At 66.3% G+C, this 17,935-nt stretch carries 19 protein-coding genes; 4 read left to right on the plus strand and 15 right to left on the minus strand.

Annotation, left to right across the window (positions count from 1 at the left end):
* Nucleotides 1–14: 14 nt before the first annotated feature.
* Entirely contained in the window at nucleotides 15–758 is a 744-nt protein-coding gene (locus tag AM586_RS12065; protein WP_204116203.1) for a hypothetical protein, read from the minus strand.
* Nucleotides 759–909: 151 nt separating this feature from the next.
* Between AM586_RS12065 and AM586_RS12070 the strand changes: the two genes are divergently transcribed.
* Together AM586_RS12070 and AM586_RS12075 are read left to right on the plus strand one after the other, a co-directional pair.
* On the plus strand, nucleotides 910–1,152 hold the full coding sequence (locus AM586_RS12070; RefSeq protein ID WP_047821563.1) for a hypothetical protein: 243 nt from the start codon (nucleotides 910–912) through the stop codon (nucleotides 1,150–1,152).
* Between the two features lie 21 nt (nucleotides 1,153–1,173).
* Complete coding sequence (locus AM586_RS12075) at nucleotides 1,174–1,854, plus strand: HAD-IA family hydrolase (RefSeq protein WP_229411021.1); 681 nt, start codon at nucleotides 1,174–1,176, stop codon at nucleotides 1,852–1,854.
* A gap of 10 nt (nucleotides 1,855–1,864) precedes the next feature.
* Here AM586_RS12075 and AM586_RS12080 read toward each other — a convergent pair whose 3' ends face one another.
* Nucleotides 1,865–2,479, minus strand: coding sequence for a cupin domain-containing protein (locus AM586_RS12080; protein WP_082439774.1), 615 nt, complete (start codon nucleotides 2,477–2,479; stop codon nucleotides 1,865–1,867).
* A 68-nt stretch (nucleotides 2,480–2,547) separates the two neighbouring features.
* Here AM586_RS12080 and AM586_RS12085 point away from each other — a divergent pair, with 68 nt between their 5' ends.
* On the plus strand, nucleotides 2,548–4,599 hold the full coding sequence (locus tag AM586_RS12085) for a UvrD-helicase domain-containing protein (protein ID WP_047821561.1): 2,052 nt from the start codon (nucleotides 2,548–2,550) through the stop codon (nucleotides 4,597–4,599).
* A gap of 56 nt (nucleotides 4,600–4,655) precedes the next feature.
* On the opposite strand, the gene paaZ is transcribed toward AM586_RS12085, so the two are convergent.
* The 12 genes from paaZ to paaA form a co-directional block, all read right to left on the minus strand.
* Nucleotides 4,656–6,707 carry a phenylacetic acid degradation bifunctional protein PaaZ gene (gene paaZ, locus AM586_RS12090; RefSeq protein WP_047821559.1) on the minus strand — a complete coding sequence of 684 codons (2,052 nt, stop codon included), beginning with the start codon at nucleotides 6,705–6,707 and terminating at the stop codon, nucleotides 4,656–4,658.
* Between the two features lie 13 nt (nucleotides 6,708–6,720).
* Nucleotides 6,721–7,311, minus strand: coding sequence for a phenylacetic acid degradation protein PaaY (paaY, locus tag AM586_RS12095; RefSeq protein ID WP_047821558.1), 591 nt, complete (start codon nucleotides 7,309–7,311; stop codon nucleotides 6,721–6,723).
* A gap of 1 nt (nucleotide 7,312) precedes the next feature.
* Nucleotides 7,313–8,518: a 3-oxoadipyl-CoA thiolase gene (gene pcaF / locus AM586_RS12100; protein WP_047821556.1), complete on the minus strand. Its 1,206-nt coding sequence runs from the start codon at nucleotides 8,516–8,518 to the stop codon at nucleotides 7,313–7,315.
* An 11-nt stretch (nucleotides 8,519–8,529) separates the two neighbouring features.
* On the minus strand, nucleotides 8,530–9,846 hold the full coding sequence (gene paaK / locus AM586_RS12105; protein ID WP_047821553.1) for a phenylacetate--CoA ligase PaaK: 1,317 nt from the start codon (nucleotides 9,844–9,846) through the stop codon (nucleotides 8,530–8,532).
* 12 nt (nucleotides 9,847–9,858) lie between these two features.
* Nucleotides 9,859–10,302, minus strand: a complete 444-nt coding sequence (gene paaI, locus AM586_RS12110) for a hydroxyphenylacetyl-CoA thioesterase PaaI (protein ID WP_047821551.1) — start codon at nucleotides 10,300–10,302, stop codon at nucleotides 9,859–9,861.
* Nucleotides 10,292–11,872: a 3-hydroxyacyl-CoA dehydrogenase PaaH gene (paaH, locus tag AM586_RS12115; RefSeq protein WP_047821550.1), complete on the minus strand. Its 1,581-nt coding sequence runs from the start codon at nucleotides 11,870–11,872 to the stop codon at nucleotides 10,292–10,294. The genes paaI and paaH overlap by 11 nt, the downstream gene beginning before the upstream one ends.
* Nucleotide 11,873: 1 nt before the next feature.
* Nucleotides 11,874–12,665 (minus strand): 2-(1,2-epoxy-1,2-dihydrophenyl)acetyl-CoA isomerase PaaG, encoded by a 792-nt coding sequence (gene paaG / locus AM586_RS12120; RefSeq protein ID WP_047821548.1) that lies wholly within the window; start codon nucleotides 12,663–12,665, stop codon nucleotides 11,874–11,876.
* Nucleotides 12,666–12,726: 61 nt separating this feature from the next.
* Complete coding sequence (gene paaE / locus AM586_RS12125; protein WP_047821546.1) at nucleotides 12,727–13,803, minus strand: 1,2-phenylacetyl-CoA epoxidase subunit PaaE; 1,077 nt, start codon at nucleotides 13,801–13,803, stop codon at nucleotides 12,727–12,729.
* Between the two features lie 4 nt (nucleotides 13,804–13,807).
* Nucleotides 13,808–14,326, minus strand: a complete 519-nt coding sequence (gene paaD / locus AM586_RS12130) for a 1,2-phenylacetyl-CoA epoxidase subunit PaaD (RefSeq protein ID WP_047821544.1) — start codon at nucleotides 14,324–14,326, stop codon at nucleotides 13,808–13,810.
* A 4-nt stretch (nucleotides 14,327–14,330) separates the two neighbouring features.
* Entirely contained in the window at nucleotides 14,331–15,092 is a 762-nt protein-coding gene (gene paaC / locus AM586_RS12135) for a 1,2-phenylacetyl-CoA epoxidase subunit PaaC (RefSeq protein ID WP_082439892.1), read from the minus strand.
* 8 nt (nucleotides 15,093–15,100) lie between these two features.
* The gene (paaB, locus tag AM586_RS12140) at nucleotides 15,101–15,385 is read right to left on the minus strand and encodes a 1,2-phenylacetyl-CoA epoxidase subunit PaaB (protein ID WP_047821541.1); all 285 of its coding nucleotides are present in this window, start codon (nucleotides 15,383–15,385) and stop codon (nucleotides 15,101–15,103) included.
* Nucleotides 15,386–15,430: 45 nt separating this feature from the next.
* Entirely contained in the window at nucleotides 15,431–16,417 is a 987-nt protein-coding gene (gene paaA, locus AM586_RS12145; RefSeq protein WP_047821538.1) for a 1,2-phenylacetyl-CoA epoxidase subunit PaaA, read from the minus strand.
* Nucleotides 16,418–16,546: 129 nt separating this feature from the next.
* On the opposite strand from paaA, the gene paaX reads away from it, so the two are divergent.
* Nucleotides 16,547–17,473, plus strand: coding sequence for a phenylacetic acid degradation operon negative regulatory protein PaaX (gene paaX / locus AM586_RS12150; protein ID WP_047821536.1), 927 nt, complete (start codon nucleotides 16,547–16,549; stop codon nucleotides 17,471–17,473).
* On the opposite strand, the gene AM586_RS12155 is transcribed toward paaX, so the two are convergent.
* Nucleotides 17,446–17,709: a DUF2442 domain-containing protein gene (locus tag AM586_RS12155; RefSeq protein ID WP_047821534.1), complete on the minus strand. Its 264-nt coding sequence runs from the start codon at nucleotides 17,707–17,709 to the stop codon at nucleotides 17,446–17,448. The two genes, paaX and AM586_RS12155, sit on opposite strands and share 28 nt — an antisense overlap.
* Between the last annotated feature and the right edge of the window lie 226 nt (nucleotides 17,710–17,935).

The following is a 17,935-nucleotide window of genomic DNA, read 5'->3' on the forward strand; positions in this document are numbered from 1 at the left end:
AACGCATATTAATTTCACTTTTCCCCTATTTGTTTTGGCGAGGCATTCAGTTTAGAAAAATCTAATTCCCCCGTATTTGCCATAGCCTGCAGAAACGGCTGAGCCACCTTTGGATTAGTTAAGACGAGACGGATGAGCTCTATCTGATCGATCTCCTCTCCTTTTTGCTGCCTTATTATTAGATCTAAAAGCTCAGGAGCTTCCATTAATCCCATGATTGCTTGTATCTCGGGAGGAGGGGCTTCCTCCTTTTGGTAATTCGGGAATGGATATGCGGTTAATTTTGCAATCTCTTGAAAATGATTGTCTGGCCGGCCAGGCTCTCGATCAAAATGATCAAAAAAGTAAGCCAGTTGTGTTGCAAGTGCTTTTAAACCAGCAGTTGAGTTTTCATATTCAATATAACGAAGGTGAGCGATATCAAATGGAACTCGAGGACCCGATTTTTCTCGAACAATTATAGTTCCAGTGCGACAGGCATGACGTAAGCCCAACTCATAAAACACATTAGGATTGGGGAAAGTAACGTCTGCAACCACATAATCGGAATGCATGATTCTTGTGATGATATCTGTAGTCATGGTTCCCGGCAGCGCGACATCATCAGCTCGAACAACTTCAAGGCCTGGTCGTGCTTTCAGGATTGCCTCTTTAAGCAAATCATCATATTTATTTTTCAGATCTGCAGAAGTAATTACTCCATTTTCTCCTGGCTGATCACCGATTGCCATTACAACAAAACAAGTCTTCTTAGTCACACATATCTCCGGTCATTGAACTCTACGATAGCTTATCAAATTTCGCTGCTAATTTCTCTGCCTTCGGTGTAAAATTTACAATACACGATTTTCACCAATGTCAAGACAGTCATTGTGGCAAGATTGAAAGTTAGCCTTATCGAGGTAACCAATGCACCGCTATAAAAACCTGGGCGGCGAATCGGGCGTGGTCGCCTACGACATCGACGCCGGCCAGATCATCGTCCAGTTCAGGAACGGCGAGCGCTACCTGTATACCGAGGACAGCGCCGGCGCCGCCAACATCGCCCGGATGCAGGAACTGGCGCAGGCCGGCCGCGGCCTGTCCAGCTTCATCAGCCAGCACGTGCATGACCGCTACGAACGCAAGGTGCATTCGGGGCGGCTCGACTAAGCCCATCAAGAAAGCAGATCAGTGACCCACACTTCCCAGACCCAGCTGCCCGACCGGCCATTTTCCGCCTTCCTGTTCGACATGGACGGCACCATCCTCACCTCGATCAAGGCCGCCGAGCGGGTCTGGGGCCAGTGGGCCAACGGCCACGGCCTGGACGTCGCGGCCTTCCTGCCCACCATCCACGGCAAGCGCACCGAGGAAACCATCCGCGCGCTCGAACTGCCGGGCGTCGACCCGGCCGCCGAGGCGGCATTCATCACGCGCGCCGAGATCGAGGACGTGGCCGGCATCGAAGCCATCGAGGGATCGGCCGCCTTCCTGGCCAGCCTGCCGCGCGCGCGCTGGGCCATCGTCACCTCGGCGCCGCGCAAGCTGGCCGAGGCGCGCATCGCCGCCGCCGGCCTGCCGATCCCGGACGTGCTGGTGGCCGCCGAGGACGTCGAACGCGGCAAGCCGGCGCCCGATCCCTTCCTGCTGGGCGCACGCAAACTAGGCGTGGCGCCCGGCGACTGCCTGGTGTTCGAGGACACGCTGGCCGGGCTGCAGTCCGCGCAGGCGGCCGGCATGGCGAGCATCGTCGTGACCACCACCCACTCGCATCCGCTGGAAACCGACGTCACCGCCGTGCTCGACTACGAAGACCTGCGCGCCGTCGTGGAAGCGGACGGCATGCTGCGGGTGGAACGTCGGAATAGCTGAACGCTGTTCGCTATCGCGCTTCGCCCGGACTGACCGGGCCGCGGCCGGCGCCGTCCTGCTCGCCGTGGTCGGCGCGGTAGACGCGCGGCGCCAGGGTCTCGGTTTCGATCGGCAGCGGCGGCACCGGTTCGGCGCCGTCGCCGTGTGCGCCCGAATGCGCCTGCCCTGCCCGCTTCGGATAAGGCGTGCCGTCGCGCTTCGTATAGCTGTCGGTCCGGCCGTCGTACAGCAGGTCGATGTCCGGATAGCTGGCCTTGTCTTCCTCCTTGCGCGAGCCGACCACCAGGAACAGCGCGGTGCCCCAGCCGCGGTTGACCAGCTGGTGGCCGTTCGGCCGGCCGGCCGGGAAGGCCGCGCAGTCGCCGGCGCGCATCAGGGTCTCGCCCTCGTCGGTGATGAGCGTGGCTTCGCCGGACACGACCATCACGAACTCGTCCTCGTGCGAGTGCCAGTGGCGCTGCGAGGAGGCGGCGCCCGGCTGCAGCTCCACCAGGTTGACGCCGAACTGGGTGATGCCGCCGGCGTCGCCCAGCGCCTGCCGGCTGCGCCCGTTGACGGCTTCGGCAAAGGCTTCGGGATAACCGGTGCCGGTCAGCACGGGGATACTGCTCAGGTCTAGCCTCATGGGCGCTCCTCGGTGAAGTTTTGGACAGATGACAGTGTATAGTAGCCAAAAAGCCGAAAGCACCACGCATGTCCACGCAAGCAAACAGCCAGCAAGCCGCCATCCTCCAATCTCCCAACAAGGTCAAGCTGATCGACGCCGTGGCCGGCGCCGGCAAGACCACCACGCTGGCGATGGAGGCGCGCCAGGCCTGCGCCGACGGGCTGTCCGGGCGCGCCATCCTGGCCCTGTGCTTTTCGCGCGGCGCGCGCCTGCGCTTCCATGAAAAGCTGAAGGAAGAAGTATCGGAGGACAGCGCCACCTTCGTGATGACGGTCGAGGACTTCGCGCGCCAGCTGATCGAGGACCTGGCCGAGAAGGGCCGCATTACCCGGCCTGTCATCCACCAGGACGTCGAGGGCATCCGCGGCGAACTAGTCGCTGCCGCCGACCGCGTCTGGCAGCGCTACCAGGAACGCGGCATCCGCAGCGACTTCAATTTCGGCCTCGACGAGAACAACCAGCACCTGGACGACATCGCGCGCCGCCTGGCCCAGCTGAAGGCCGCGCTGGCGACCGGGGCCTTCGCGCCGAAGGACAATGCCTCCCACGACGACGACGCCCTGGACGACGATGCCGCGGACTATGACGAAAGCGGCGACGGCGACCTGGCCGGCCAGCCCGATCCGGTCGCGGACATCATCCGCGAATACGAGGCGGCGCGCCATCCCTACCCCGAGGAATTCCGCTGGCAGGGCCCGAACGATGCGGTGACCGACCTGGTCTACCTGCTGCAGCGCCAGCCCGCGCTGGCCCAGGACCTGCGCCGCTGGTCGCTCTACCTGGTCGACGAATGGCACGACGTGAACGCGGCCGAGTTCGAACTGCTGGCGCGGCTGCGGCGCGGCGCGCGCCTGGTGGTGGCCGGCGACAAGGACCAGACCATCAACCGCGACCGCGGCGCCGATCCGGTCTTTTCCGGCCAGCGTTTCGCGGACACCTACCGCGCCGACGGCAAACGCTTCCCGCTGGGGATGTCCTACCGCTTCGGCCAGGATGCCGCCGTGCTGGCGGACGGCCTGACCCACAACGGCTGCGAAGGCCGCCCCGACCGCGACACCCTGGTGCGCCGCGTCGCCTACGATCCGTCGCAGCCGGGCGACTGCGCGCGCCTGGTGGCCGACACCATCCGCACCGCGCTGGCGAAGGGCCGGCCCAAGCCGAGCAACCGCGACTTCGCCGTGGTGCTGCGCGACGTCGACCAGAGCATCGAGATCGAGACCGCGCTGATGGAAGCGAAGATCCCGTACAAGTGCGACGGCTTCGAGACCTTCCTGCTGCTGCCGGAGATCCTGCTGCTGCGCGGGATCCTGCACTACGTGGGCAACGACTACAGCGCCCTGCGCGGCCATGCCGAGACCTGCGTGCAGATGGTGCTGGCGCTGTCGCGCTACTTCTATCTCACGCGCGACCCGAAGCACTGGAACCTGCAGTGGGGCGAGCGCCAGTCGGTGCTGGCGTATGCGCAGCAGGAAGTACGGCGCACACCGGAGGTGCTGAAGAGCTTCTTCGACGGCGCCCTGCTGCGCGAGACCGAGTTCGACAGCCCGCAGGCGCGCCAGTCCAAGAACCTGATCCGGCCGGTGATCGCGCGCATGGCCTCGCTGGCCGGCTCCGCGACCGCCTACGAACTGCTGACCATGCTGCGCAAGGAGGTCGACCTGCACGACGCCACCAGCCGCGCCTTCGTCAGCCGCGACCGCGTGGCCTCGGCACGGCGCTCGATCGACGCCTTCCTGCGCTTTGCATCGAGCCACGGCCAGGTGCCGGCGGCCGAGTTCCTGGCCACCCTGACGCACATGGAAAACGACGTCGCGCTGGTGCGCAGGTCGAAGAATGCCAACAGCATCGGCACGCGGCGCAGCCTGGTGCGGGTCACCACCATCCAGGCGGCCAAGGGGCGCGAGTGGCCTTATGTTCTGGTGCCCTTCCTGGCGCAGGACGAGTTCGTGCGGACCAGGGATGCCGCCAATGAGGTGCGGCATCTGTATGTGGGTTTGACGCGGGTGATGAAGGAACTGGTGCTGTTCGAACCGGATGAGGGGCATGCCGACAGGCGCCTGGCTTACCTGAATAGTTAGCCCGTCGTCTGAATAGCTGGCATGTCGTCCCCGCGCAGGCGGGGACGACGGTGCTACTACCCGCGCTTCTGCACCAGCGTCAGAATGTCATAACTCGCCACCAGCTCGTCATGCTGGTTGGTCACCTGCACATCCCACGCCACCACGCCCTGCCCGCGACCCTGTTCGTCCGTGCGGTTGCGGTCCACCTTGCGCTTGCAGGTGAGGCGCGCGCGGATGGTGTCGCCGATCGCCACCGGGGCCACGAAGCGCAGGTTGTCCAGGCCGTAGTTGGCCAGCACCGGGCCCGGGGCCGGCGAGACGAACAGGCCGGCCGCCGCCGACAGCACGAAGTAGCCGTGGGCGATGCGCTTGCCGAATTGCGTGTCCCTGGCCGCGATCTCGTCGAAGTGCATGTAGAAGTAGTCGCCCGAGACGCCGCCGAAGTTGACGATGTCCGCCTCGCTCACGGTGCGGCGGTGGGTCAGCAGCGAATGACCGATTTCCAGGTCTTCGAAGCAGCGGCGGAACGGGTGGACCTCCGTCTCCTTGACCTCGGCGCCGCGCACGTACTCGCCCGTCACCGCGGTCAGCATGGTCGGCGAACCCTGCACCGCGGCGCGCTGCAGGAAGTGCTTGACTGCGCGGATGCCGCCCAGCTCTTCGCCGCCGCCGGCGCGCCCTGGACCGCCGTGCTTCAGTTGCGGCAGCGGCGAGCCGTGGCCGGTCGAATCGACGGCCGCGACACGGTCGAGGATGTGCACGCGGCCGTGCGAGGCGGCCGCCACCGGCACCGCATGCGCCGCGACCGCCGGGTCCTTCGTCACCAGGGTCGTCACCAGGCTGCCCTTGCCGCGCGCCGCCAGCGCCAGGGCCTCGTCGATGTCGCGGTAGCTCATCATGGTGCTGACCGGGCCGAAGGCTTCGACGTCGTGCACCGCGTCGTTGTCCATGCCGTTGCGGCACAGGATCAGGGTCGGCGAGAAGAAGGCGCCATTGCCGCAGCCTTCACCCACCGGCTTGAAGCCGTCGCGGGCGCTGAACAGGACCTCGTTGCCGCGCGCGAGCATCTCGACCCGCTCGCTGACGTCGCGGTGCTGGTCCATCGAGGCCAGCGCGCCCATGCGCACGCCCTCGACCTTCGGATTGCCGACCACGATTTTGGCCAGGCGCGCCCGCAGGCGCTCGCCCACGGCGTCGACATGCTGCTCGGGCACGATGATGCGGCGGATCGCCGTGCACTTCTGGCCGGCCTTGCCGGTCATCTCGCGCGCGACTTCCTTCACGAACAGGTCGAATTCCTCGTCGTCCGGGCTCACGTCCGGCGCCAGGATCGCGCAGTTGAGCGAGTCGGCTTCGGCCGTGAAGGGCACGGCTTCGCGGATCAGGTTCGGGTTGGCGCGCAGCTTGGCGGCGGTGTCGGCCGAGCCGGTGAAGGTGACGGCGTCGAAGCCGCCCAGGCGGTCCAGCAGGTCACCGGTGCTGCCGATCACCAGTTGCAGGCTGCCTTCCGGCACAAGGCCCGATTCCATCATCATCTTCACGGTGGCGTGGGTCAGGTAGCTGGTGGCGGTGGCCGGCTTGACGATGCAGGGCATGGCGGCCAGGAAGCTGGGCGCGAATTTCTCCAGCATGCCCCAGATCGGGAAGTTGAAGGCGTTGATGTGCACCGCCACGCCGCCGCGCGGCACCAGGATGTGGGTGCCGGCGAAGCCGCCGCGCTTGCCCAGCGCCATGGCCGGGCCTTCATGCAGCACGTTCGACGACGGCAGCTCGCGCGAGCCCATGCTGGCATAGGCGAACAGGGTGCCGATGCCGCCTTCGACGTCGACCCAGCTGTCCGGGCGGGTGGCGCCGGTCAGGTGCGAGACTTCGTACAGCTCTTCCTTGCGCTCCATGAGGTACAGCGCCAGGGCCTTCAGGCGCTGGGCGCGCGTCTGGAAGTCCAGCCGCATCAGTTCGGGAACGCCGCTCTTGCGGGCATAGGTGAGCGCCTCGTCGAAGTCGATCTTTTCCGCGTGGGTGTGGAAGACCAGCTGGTTGTCCAGGGCGCTGTGCAGCGGCTGGTGGGCTTCCTGGCCGTGCCAGCGGCCGGCGATGTAGCTTTGCAGGGTCGAAGGGGTGTGCATTTGCTTGTCTCCTTTACTTTTTCGGTTTGTGCGGCTCGTCGAACACCATTCGCCCGCGCCCAGGCTCTACTTCCGTGAACGCCTCGACCTCGCGCAGCGACTGCATCGACCTCACTGCCAGGTCGTGATACTGCCGCGTCCCGTAACTCTTCCACGCAATCTCGTCGTCCGACACCGCGCGCACCACCTTGGCCGGCGCGCCCAGCACCAGGCTGCGCGGCGGGATCGCCATGCCGGCCTTCACGAAGCTCGCTGCGCCGACGATGGATTCCGCGCCGACCACCGCCTTGTCCATCACCACCGCATTCATGCCGACCATCGCATTGCGCCCGACCCGGCAGCCATGCAACACGGCGCCGTGGCCGATGTGGCCGTCCACCTCGACCACCGTGTCGTCTTCCGGGAAGCCGTGCATCACGCAGGTGTCCTGCAGGTTCGCGCCCTCTTCCAGTACCAGGCGGCCGAAGTCGCCGCGCAGCGAGGCCAGCGGGCCGACGTAGCAGCGCGGGCCGACGATCACGTCGCCGATCAGCACCGCGGTCGGGTGCACGTAGGCGGTCGGGTGCACGACCGGGCGGATGCCGTCGATTTCATAGACCGGCATGTCACACCCGCTCGACGATGAGGGCGATGCCCTGCCCCACGCCGATGCACATCGTGCACAGCGCATAGCGGCCGCCCGTGCGGTGCAGCTGGTTCACGGCCGCCGTGACCAGGCGCGCGCCCGAGGCGCCGAGCGGGTGGCCGAGGGCGATCGCGCCGCCGTTCGGGTTGATGCGCGCGTCGTCGTCGGCCAGGCCGAGGTCGCGCAACACCGCCAGGCCCTGCGAGGCGAAGGCTTCGTTCAACTCGATCACATCCATCTGCTCGATGGTGAGGCCGGTCATCTGCAGCAGCTTCTTGGTGGCCGGGGCCGGGCCGAAGCCCATGATGCGCGGCTCCAGGCCGACCGTCGCCATGCCGACCACCCGCGCACGCGGGGTCAGGCCGTACTGGTCGACGGCGGACTGGGAGGCCAGCAGCAGCGCGCAGGCGCCGTCGTTCACGCCCGACGCGTTACCCGCGGTGACCGAGCCGTCCGGCGTCACCACGCCCTTCAGCTTGGCCAGCGCCGCCAGGCTGGCGTCCGGCCGCGGATGCTCGTCGGTGTCGAACACGCGCGATTCGCCCTTTTTACCATGCAAGGTCACCGGCACGATCTCTTCCTTGAACACGCCGGCGGCATGCGCGGCGGCCCATTTCCGCTGGCTGCGCAGCGCGAACGCGTCCTGGTCTTCCCGCGAGACGCCAAACTGCCTGGCCACGTTCTCGGCGGTCTCCGGCATCGAGTCGATGCCATATTCCGCCTTCATCCTCGGGTTCACGAAGCGCCAGCCGATGGTGGTGTCCTCGATCTTCGCGCTGCGCGAGAAGGCGCTGTCGGCCTTGGGCATGACGAAGGGTGCGCGGGTCATGCTCTCGACGCCGCCGGCGATGACCAGCTGCGCCTCGCCGGTGCGGATCGCGCGCGCGGCCAGGCCGACCGCGTCCAGGCTGGAGCCGCACAGGCGGTTGACGGTGCTGCCCGGGACGCTCGGCGGGAGGCCCGCCAGCAGGGCCGCCATGCGCGCCACGTTGCGGTTGTCCTCGCCGGCCTGGTTGGCGCAGCCGTAGTAGACGTCGTCGACCTTGCTCCAGTCCACGCCGGGGTTGCGGCCGATCAGCGCCGCGATCGGCAGCGCGGCCAGGTCGTCGGCGCGCACGCCGGACAGGGCGCCGCCAAAGCGGCCGAAGGGGGTGCGGATGGCGTCGACGATGAATGCGTCAGTCATGGAAAGTCTCCTCAGTTCTGTTGGTTGCGCTGGTCGACCACGCGCCGGGCCTTGCCCGTCAGCGAGCGCTCGATGCCTTTCGCAGGCAGCAGGTTCACGCTGGTCGTCACGCCGATGAAGGTCTTGATGCGGTGCTGCAGCTCGCCGGCGAGCGTCTTCACCATGTCATGCGGAACTTCCTGGTCGCGCAGCTCGCAGCGCACTTCCAGCTTGTCGAGGTGGCCATCCTTCGTCACCACCAGCTGGTAGTGCGGGGCCAGCGCCGGCATCTGCAGCACCTGTTCCTCGACCTGGCTGGGGAACACGTTCACGCCGCGGATGATCAGCATGTCGTCCGAACGCCCGGTGATGCGGCCCATCCGGCGCATCGAACGCGAGGTCGGCGGCAGCAGGCGCGTCAGGTCGCGGGTGCGGTAGCGGACGATCGGCAGGGCTTCCTTGGACAGCGAGGTGAACACCAGCTCGCCCTCGGCGCCGTCGGGCAGCACTTCGCCCGTATCCGGGTCGATGATCTCGGGGTAGAAATGGTCTTCCCAGATCACCGGGCCGTCCTTGCTCTCGATGCATTCGCTGGCCACGCCCGGGCCCATCACTTCCGACAGGCCGTAGATGTCGACCGCATCGATGCCGGCGCCCTCCTCGATCTCGCGGCGCATGGCGTCGGTCCAGGGTTCGGCGCCGAAGATGCCGACCTGCAGCGACGACGAGGCCGGGTCGATCCCCTGGCGCTTGAATTCCTCGACGATGTTCAGCATGTACGAGGGCGTGACCATGATGATCGAAGGCTTGAAGTCCTGGATCAGCTGGACCTGCTTTTCGGTCTGCCCGCCCGACATCGGCACCACGGTGCAGCCCAGGCGCTCGGCGCCGTAGTGGGCGCCCAGTCCGCCCGTGAACAGGCCGTAGCCGTAGGCGATGTGGACCATGTCGCCGGGACGGCCGCCGGCCGCGCGGATCGACCGCGCCACCAGGCCGGCCCAGGTGTCGATGTCGCGCCGGGTGTAGCCGACCACCGTCGGCTTGCCGGTGGTGCCGGAGGATGCATGCACGCGCACCACCTGCTCGCGCGGCACCGCGAACAGGCCGAACGGGTAGTTGTCGCGCAGGGTCTTCTTTTCGGTGAAGGGAAACTTCGCCAGATCGGACAGGGTCTTCAGGTCCTCCGGGTGCACGCCTGCTTCGTCGAAGGCGCGGCGGTAGTGCGCCACGTTCTCGTAGGCGTGCCGCAGCGTTTGCTTCAGGCGCTCGAGCTGCAGGGCCTGCAGTTCGTCGCGGCTGGCGCGCTCGATCGGATCGAGATCGCCGGGTTGGGGAATGCGCTGCACCATGCTATGTCTCCTTTAAACTTCCGCCACCATGCCGTTCACGCGGTGGGACTTGCCGCGGAAGAGCGCCACCTTGCGCCCTTCCTCGTTCGTGACCACGATGTCGTAGACACCGGTCTTGCCGGACAGCGCCTGCTCGACCGCCTCGGCCGTCAGCAGCTCGCCTTCGCGGCCCGGCGCCAGGTAATCGATGCTGCAGCCGGCGCCGACCGTGTTGAAATTGTGCGAGTTGCAGGCGAAGGCGAAGGCGCTGTCGGCCAGCATGAAGATGTAGCCGCCGTGGCAGGTGCCGTGGCCGTTCAGCATGTCGCCGCGCACGCGCATGCTCATGCGCGCATAGCCGGGACGGATCGCATCCAGCGTCATGCCCAGCTGCCGGCTGGCCGGGTCGCGTTCGTACATGGTCCTGCCGGCCAGCTCGGCCAGCGCTTGTGCGCGCTCTTGAACATCAAACTGCATGGAATCGGGCTCCTCTCGGATTGGCTGCGAGCTTGCGGCGCAGCAGCGGCGAGACGCGGTAGCGGTCTTCGCCATAGGTGTCGGCCAGGTTGTGCAGCACCCTGACGATGTGGCACAGGCCGACCGCATCGGCCCAGGCCAGCGGCCCGCGCGGGTAGTTCACGCCCTTCTGCATCGCGATGTCGACGGCGCGTGCGCTGCACACGCCCTGGTTGACGGCGTCGGCCGCCTCGTTGGCCAGCATGGCGACGGTGCGCATCACGGCCATGCCGGGCACGTCGTCGAGGTGGGTGACCGTGAAGCCGGCGGCCTGGAACATGCCGACCGCGGCGCGCCAGGCCTCTTCGCTGCACTGGTCGGCTTTCGCCAGCGCGATGCGGGTGGCCCTGGCCGGGTCCAGCAGCAAATCGAACAGCACCGTGTTCGGGCAGTTGTCGTCCAGCGCACGCTGGGTCGCGCTGCGGCCGTCGGTCATGAAGATGGCGGCGCCGCGCACGTGGAAGGCCGGCGCCTCGATCGCGTCGACGCCATCCAGCAGGCCCGGATGGGTGATCGATACGCCGGCCTCGGCCAGGCGTGCGCTCAGCACCTCGTGCAGGGCTTCGAAGAGCGGCTCCGGATCCTTGTGCGTGCGGGTCACGCGCACGGTCGGCGGCGGCTCCACGGCCGGCTCGGCCTGGGGCACGGGTGCCGCGGCGTTGTCGCCGTAGCGGTAGAAGCCGCGGCCCGACTTGCGGCCGAGGAAGCCGGCGTTCACCAGTTCCTGCTGCAGCACCGACGGCGTGAAGCGCGGGTCGTGGAAGTAGGCCTTGAACACCGACTGCGTGACCGAAAAATTGACGTCGTGGCCGATCAGGTCCATCAGCTCGAAGGGGCCCATGCGGAAACCGCCGCAGTCGCGCATCACCGCGTCCAGGGTGGCGGCATCGGCGGCCTGCTCCTGCAGCAGGCGCAGCGCCTCCGCATAGTAGGGACGGGCCACGCGGTTGACGATGAAGCCGGGCGTGGATTTCGCATGCACCGGGCTCTTGCCCCAGGCTTCGGCGGTGGCGTAGACGGTGTCCGCGACCGCCTTCTCGGTGGCGACGCCTTCGACCACTTCCACCAGCGCCATCAGCGGCACCGGGTTAAAGAAATGCATGCCGACCAGGCGCTCCGGGTGTTTCAGCTGGGCGGCGATGGCGGTCACCGAGATCGACGAGGTGTTGGTGGCCAGGATGCAGGCCGGGTCGACGATGTCTTCCAGTCCGGCGAACAGGGCGCGCTTGAGGTCGAGGTCTTCGACGATGGCTTCGACGACCAGCGCCGCATCCTTCAGTTCCGTTTGCGAGGCGGCCGGCCGCAGGCGCTCGCGCGCGAGGCTGGCCTCGTCGGCGCCCATGCGGCCCTTGGCGACCAGCTTGTCCCAGGCCTTGCCGATGTCGGCGATGGCCTTCTCGACCGCGCCCGGACGGGTATCGTAGAGGCGCACCAGGTGCCCGGCGCCTGCCGCCACCTGGGCGATGCCGGCGCCCATGGCGCCGCTGCCGACCACGGCGACGACGCTGCCCTTGTCCAATGCCTGTGCCATCTCACTCTCCCTTGAAATGGGGCTGGCGCTTTTCGATGAAGGCGGCCACGCCCTCGCGGTAGTCGTGGCTGTAGCCCAGTTCGCGCATCATGCCGGCTTCCAGCTGCAGCTGCTGCTCCAGGGTGTTGGTCGAGCTGGCCAGCATCGCCTTCTTGGTGAAGGCCAGGCCTTTGGTCGGCGCTTTCGCGAAGTGCTCGGCCATCGCCATCGCTTCGATCATCAGGGCTTCGTCCGGCACGCAGCGCCAGATCAGGCCCCATTGCTCGGCCTTCTCGGCCGGCAGCTTGTCGCCCAGCAGGGCCAGGCCCATGGCGCGCGCCGGACCGATCAGGCGCGGCAGCACCCAGGTGCCGCCGGTGTCCGGAATCAGGCCCAGCTTGCAGAAGGCTTCGATGAAGCTGGCGGATTTCGCGGCCAGCACGATGTCGCAGGCCAGCGCCAGGTTGGCGCCGGCGCCGGCGGCCACGCCGTTCACCGCGCAGATCACCGGCATCGGCAGCGTGCGCAGGGTCGTGACCAGCGGCGCATAGAATTTTTCGACCGATTCGCCGAGGTCGACGCCCGGCGCCCCCGGCTCGACCGCGCGGTCGTTCAGGTCCTGGCCGGCGCAGAAGCCGCGGCCGGCGCCGGTCAGCACCAGCACGCGCACGGTCTTGTCGGCCTGCAGCCGGTTCAGCGCGTCGCGCACTTCGCCGTGCATGGCCTGGGTGAAGCTGTTCAGGCGCTCGGGGCGGTTGAGGGTGAGGACGGCGATGCCGTCATCGATGGTGAATTTGATGGATGCGTAGGTCATGGTGTCTGCTCCTGTTTTTTATCACCGTGGTCCCCGCCTTCGCGGGGACGACGAGTCTCATTTATTCGTGCACGTCGAAATCGACGACGACCCTGTCCGTCACCGGAAAACTCTGGCAGCTCAGCACGAAGCCGCGCGCCACTTCGTAGTCCTCGAGCGCGTAGTTGACGTCCATCTCGACCTGCCCTTCGAGCACCTTGCAGCGGCAGGTCGAGCACACCCCGCCCTTGCAGGAGTAGCGCATGTCCAGCCCTGCGCGCAGGCCGGCGTCGAGCAGGGATTCCTTGTCCTTGTCCATGGTGAAGCTGGCGTGGACACCGTCCATGACCACCGTGACTTCGGTCTGGTGGCGCGGCTCCGCCGACACCGGGCGCGGCTTGCGCGGGGCCTGGGCGGCGCCGGCGGCGAACAGCTCGATGCGGATGCGTTCCTTCGGCATGCCCGCTTCCTGCAGCGCGTTCGAGACGCCGTGCATCATGTCCTCGGGGCCGCAGATGAAGGCGTAGTCGACGTCCTCCACGCGCAGCCAGTGCCGGAACAGTTCGCGGCACTTGGCTTCGGTGATGCGGCCGTGGAACAGCTCGATGTCCTGGGGCTCGCGGCTCATGATGTAGACCAGGTTCAGGCGCTCCATGTACCGGTCCTTCAGCTCGGCCAGCTCGTCGCGGAAGATCACGGACGAGGAAGCGCGGTTCCCGTACAGCAGGGTGAAGCGGCTGTCCGGCTCGGCCATCAGCGTGGTCTTCACGATCGACAGGATCGGCGTGATGCCGCTGCCGGCCGCGAAGGCCAGGTAGTGGCGGCGGCTCGCGGGTTCGAGCGGCAGGTTGAAGCGGCCTTCGGGCGGCATCACGTCGATCGTCACGCCGGGGCGGATGCATTCGTTGGCCCAGGTCGAGAACAGGCCGCCGTTCACGCGCTTGATGGCGACGCGCAGGCAATCGTCCTGCACCGCCGAGCAGATCGAGTAGGAACGGCGCACGTCCTCGCCGTCGATCATCGCGCGCAGGGTCAGGTGCTGGCCCTGCTGGTATTGGAAGGCCTCGCGCAGCTCGGGCGGCACGTCGAAGGTGACCGCGATCGCGTCGCGCGTTTCATGCTTCACCTTGGCGACAGTCAGGGGATGGAATTTGCTCATCGTCTTAATGGCACTTGAAGTAGTCGAAAGGCTCGCGGCAGTCGAGGCACTGGTACAGCGCCTTGCATGGCGTCGAGCCGAACTGGCTGGTCAGCCGGGTATGCTGCGAGCCGCAATGCGGGCAGGCGACGCTCGGTTGCTGGATCGCGTGGCGTTTCACCCCATGCTGCAGGGCGCTGATGTCGATCACCTGCTGCACCGGCGGTGCGATGCCGTAGCCCTTCAGGGCGGCCTTGCCGGCCTCGCTCATCCAGTCGGTGGTCCAGGCCGGCGACAGGCGGGTGGCGATGCGCACCTTGCCCAGGCCACGCGCGTGCAATGCCTGCTCCACGTCCTCGGCGATCACCTGCATCGCCGGGCAGCCGGAATAGGTCGGGGTGATCGTCACCACGCACTCGTCGCCGTCGAAGGCGACCTCGCGCACGATGCCGAGGTCGACCACCGAGATCACCGGGATCTCCGGGTCGGGCACCTCGCCGAGCCAGGCCCAGACCTGGGCGCTGGCTTGTGCGGTATCGGTCATGGCCTTACCACTCGACGCCGGGATAGGCGCGCTGCAGGAACTGCATCTCGGCCAGGATGTAGCCGAGGCGCTCGCTGTGCCGGCCCTGCTTGCCGCCGCGCTGCATGTAGGCGCCGGGGTCGGGCATGGGCAGGGTCGCTTCGGCGAAGACTTCCGACACGTGCTGCAGGAAGGCTTCGCGCAGCGCTTCCGCGGCGGGGGCGACGCCCTGCTCCACCATGGCCAGCTCGAGCTCGTCGTAGATGAAGACTTCGCCCGTATAGGTCCACAGCTCGTCGATCGCGGCTTGCATCTTCGCGTGGCTGACCGGCGTGCCGTCGCCCAGGCGCACCACCAGGTCGCCGCTGCGGCGCAGGTGGTAGGTGACTTCCTTGACCGATTTTTCCGCGATCTCGGCGATGCGCCTGTCGGTCGAGGACAGCAGCCCGCGCATCAGGAAGTAGTGCCAGGTGTCGAAGAAGAACTGGCGCACCATGGTCTGGGCGTAGTCGCCGTTCGGCTGTTCGACCAGCAGGACATTGCGGAACTCGCGGCTGTCGCGCAGGTAGGCGAGGCGGTCCTCGTCGCGGCCGCGGCCTTCGAGTTCGCCGGCGTAGCCCAGCCACATGCGGGTCTGGCCGAGCAGGTCGAGGGCGACGTTGGTGAGCGCCATGTCCTCTTCCAGCGCCGGACCCTTGCCGCACAGCTGGGACAGCTGCTGGGACAGGATCAGGGCGTTGTCGCCCTGGCGCAGAAGGTATTCGATCTTGGCCAATTCAAGGTTCACGGCCGGCCTCACAGGTTCTTGACTTCTTCCGGCATCGGGAAGAAGGTCGGGTGGCGATACACCTTGCTGTTGGACGGCTCGAACAGCGCGTCCTTGTCGCTCGGGCTGGAGGCGACGATGTCGGCCGCCTTCACGACCCAGATCGAGACGCCTTCGTTACGGCGCGTGTAGACGTCGCGCGCATTGTTGATCGCCATCTCGGCATCCGGTGCGTGCAGGCTGCCGACGTGCTTGTGGGCGAGTCCGTGCTGGCTGCGGATGAAGACTTCCCACAGGGGCCATTCTTTGCTCATTGTTGTCTCCGGGTTTTTACGTGGGCACGGGGTGCCCACCCTACATCAGGCGACCTGCCTGGCAGCCTGCTTGTCCGCATGCGCCACCAGCGCCTCGCGGAACCATGCGCCGTCTTCCCAGGCCTTGACCCGGGTGCGCAGGCGCTCCTTGTTGCAGGGCCCGTTGCCCTTCAGGACGTTGTGGAATTCGTCCCAGTCGATCTCGCCGAAATCGTAGTGGCCGCGTTCTTCGTTCCACTTCAGGTCGGGGTCGGGGACGCTCAGGCCCAGGAATTCGGCCTGCGGCACGGTCTGGTCGACCATGCGCTGGCGCAGTTCGTCGTTCGAGAACAGCTTGATCCGCCACTGCGTCGACTGCGCGCTGTTGACCGACTCGGCGTCCGACGGGCCGAACATCATCAGCGAGGGCCACCACCAGCGGTTCAGGGCGTCCTGGGCCATCGCCTTCTGTTCGGGCGAGCCCTGGGCCAGCTTCATCATGATGTCGTAGCCCTGGCGCGCGTGGAAGGACTCTTCCTTGCACACGCGGATCATGGCGCGCGCATACGGCCCATACGAGCAGCGGCAAAGCGGGATCTGGTTGATGATGGCCGAGCCGTCGACCAGCCAGCCGATCGCGCCGATGTCGGCCCAGGTCAGCGTGGGGTAGTTGAAGATGCTCGAGTACTTGGCCTTGCCCGCGTGCAGGGCCTCCAGCAGCTCGTCGCGCGAGACGCCCAGGGTTTCGGCGGCGCTGTACAGGTAGAGGCCGTGGCCGGCTTCGTCCTGGATCTTGGCCAGCAGGATCGCCTTGCGCTTGAGGGTGGGGGCGCGCGTGACCCAGTTGCCTTCCGGCAGCTGGCCGACGATCTCGGAATGGGCATGTTGGGAAATCTGGCGCACCAGGGTCTTGCGGTAAGCCTCGGGCATCCAGTCCTTCGGCTCGATCTTGACGCCGGCGTCGATGCGGGCCTGGAAAGCCTGTTCATCCGCGCTCATGTCGTCGCGCGTCTGTACCTTCTTGAGGCCGGTTTCTACCAGTTGGGCATACATGGTGGTCTCCGTTTGTGTTCTGTCTGAATCCATAATACGATACAAAAAACTGGATGTACACCAAAATTTTGAATCATATCGATGTGCAACAATCTATCCCATGCATCGTGATTACGGTAAAGTAACTGTATGAAAATGCTCACCAGCAGCGAGTGGATAGCCCGCTTCCTTACCACCGATCCGCCGCGCTCGAAGTCGCTGGTCATGACGATCTTCGGCGACGCCATCGCCCCACACGGCGCCCGCCTGTGGCTGGGCAGCCTGATCGAGCTGGTGGCGCCGATGGGCGTCACCGACCGCCTGGTGCGCACCAGTGTATTCCGCCTGGTGCAGGAAGGCTGGCTGGTCGCGAGCCGCGAGGGGCGGCGCAGCAGCTATGCCCTGCTGCCGGAGGCGCGTCCGCGCTTCGAGCGCGCGAACCGCCGCATCTACGCCCCGCCCGGCCTCGACTGGGATGGCCGCTGGACCGTGGTGATGGCACCGAACGGCAGCATCGACGCCAGCCTGCGCGCGGCCGTGCGCAAGGAGCTCGAGTGGGAAGGTTACGCGATGCTGGCGCCGGGGCTGCTGGCCCATCCGGCGGCCGATCCGGCGCCGCTGGCCGAGATCCTCGATCGCATCAAGGGCGCCGGCAAGGTCTTCGTCTGCAGCGCCGCCGAACTGCCCGGGTCCGGCTCGCGTCCGCTGGGCGAACTGGTGCACGAAGGCTGGAACCTGTCCGGCGTGGTGGCCGGCTACCGCCGCTTCATCGAGGAGTTCTCGCCGCTGCTGGCACTGCTGAAGGAAGAAAAGGAACTCACGCCCGAGGCGGCGTTCGTGATGCGCAGCCTGCTGATCCACGCCTACCGCCGCGTCCAGCTGCACGACCCGATGCTGCCGCTGGAGCTGCTGCCCCAGCCCTGGCCGGGCTCGGAAGCCTACGCGCTGGCGCAGGCGATCTACCGCCTGAGCTGGCAGCAGGCGGAGCGGCACCTGATGGATGTGCTGCGCAGGGAAGATGCGGATGCGCCCGAAGCGGATGCCGGCTTCTATGAGAGGTTCGGCGGATTGCGCTGAGGCGCGCTCATCGACAGCCGGATGCTCTCGACGCTGAGCTCGAGGTCGAGTCCCGGCCAGTACAGGCAGGTATCGCCGAAGCACTCGACCCGGCACAATTGCGCCACCGTCGCATCCTCGAACCAGGGATACATGGCGAAGGGCAGGTACAACTCTTCCCGATGACAGCGCAGCCAGAAACCCTGGCTGTCGATGCTGGTGATTTCGGCCCGTGCCACGCGAATTTCATTCTTCATTGTTTTCCTCCGAAACAGCAACGGTAGCAGCGGAGAGCAGGCCATCATTTGACCGGCAGCAGACGAGCCGATTTGCGCGGCGAAACAAGGTATGGTTATGATGCGTGCCTCACCACTCAAATAACAGGACCTGGTCAAACCGTCGCGAGCGGCCGCAGTTTCGGCTGAGAAGCGCAGCCGTACTTACGGTACGGCGAGCATCGCAAGCCGAAAATGCAACGCGCAG

Origin of the sequence: Massilia sp. WG5, from assembly GCF_001412595.2 — a bacterium.
Classification (GTDB): domain Bacteria; phylum Pseudomonadota; class Gammaproteobacteria; order Burkholderiales; family Burkholderiaceae_D; genus Telluria.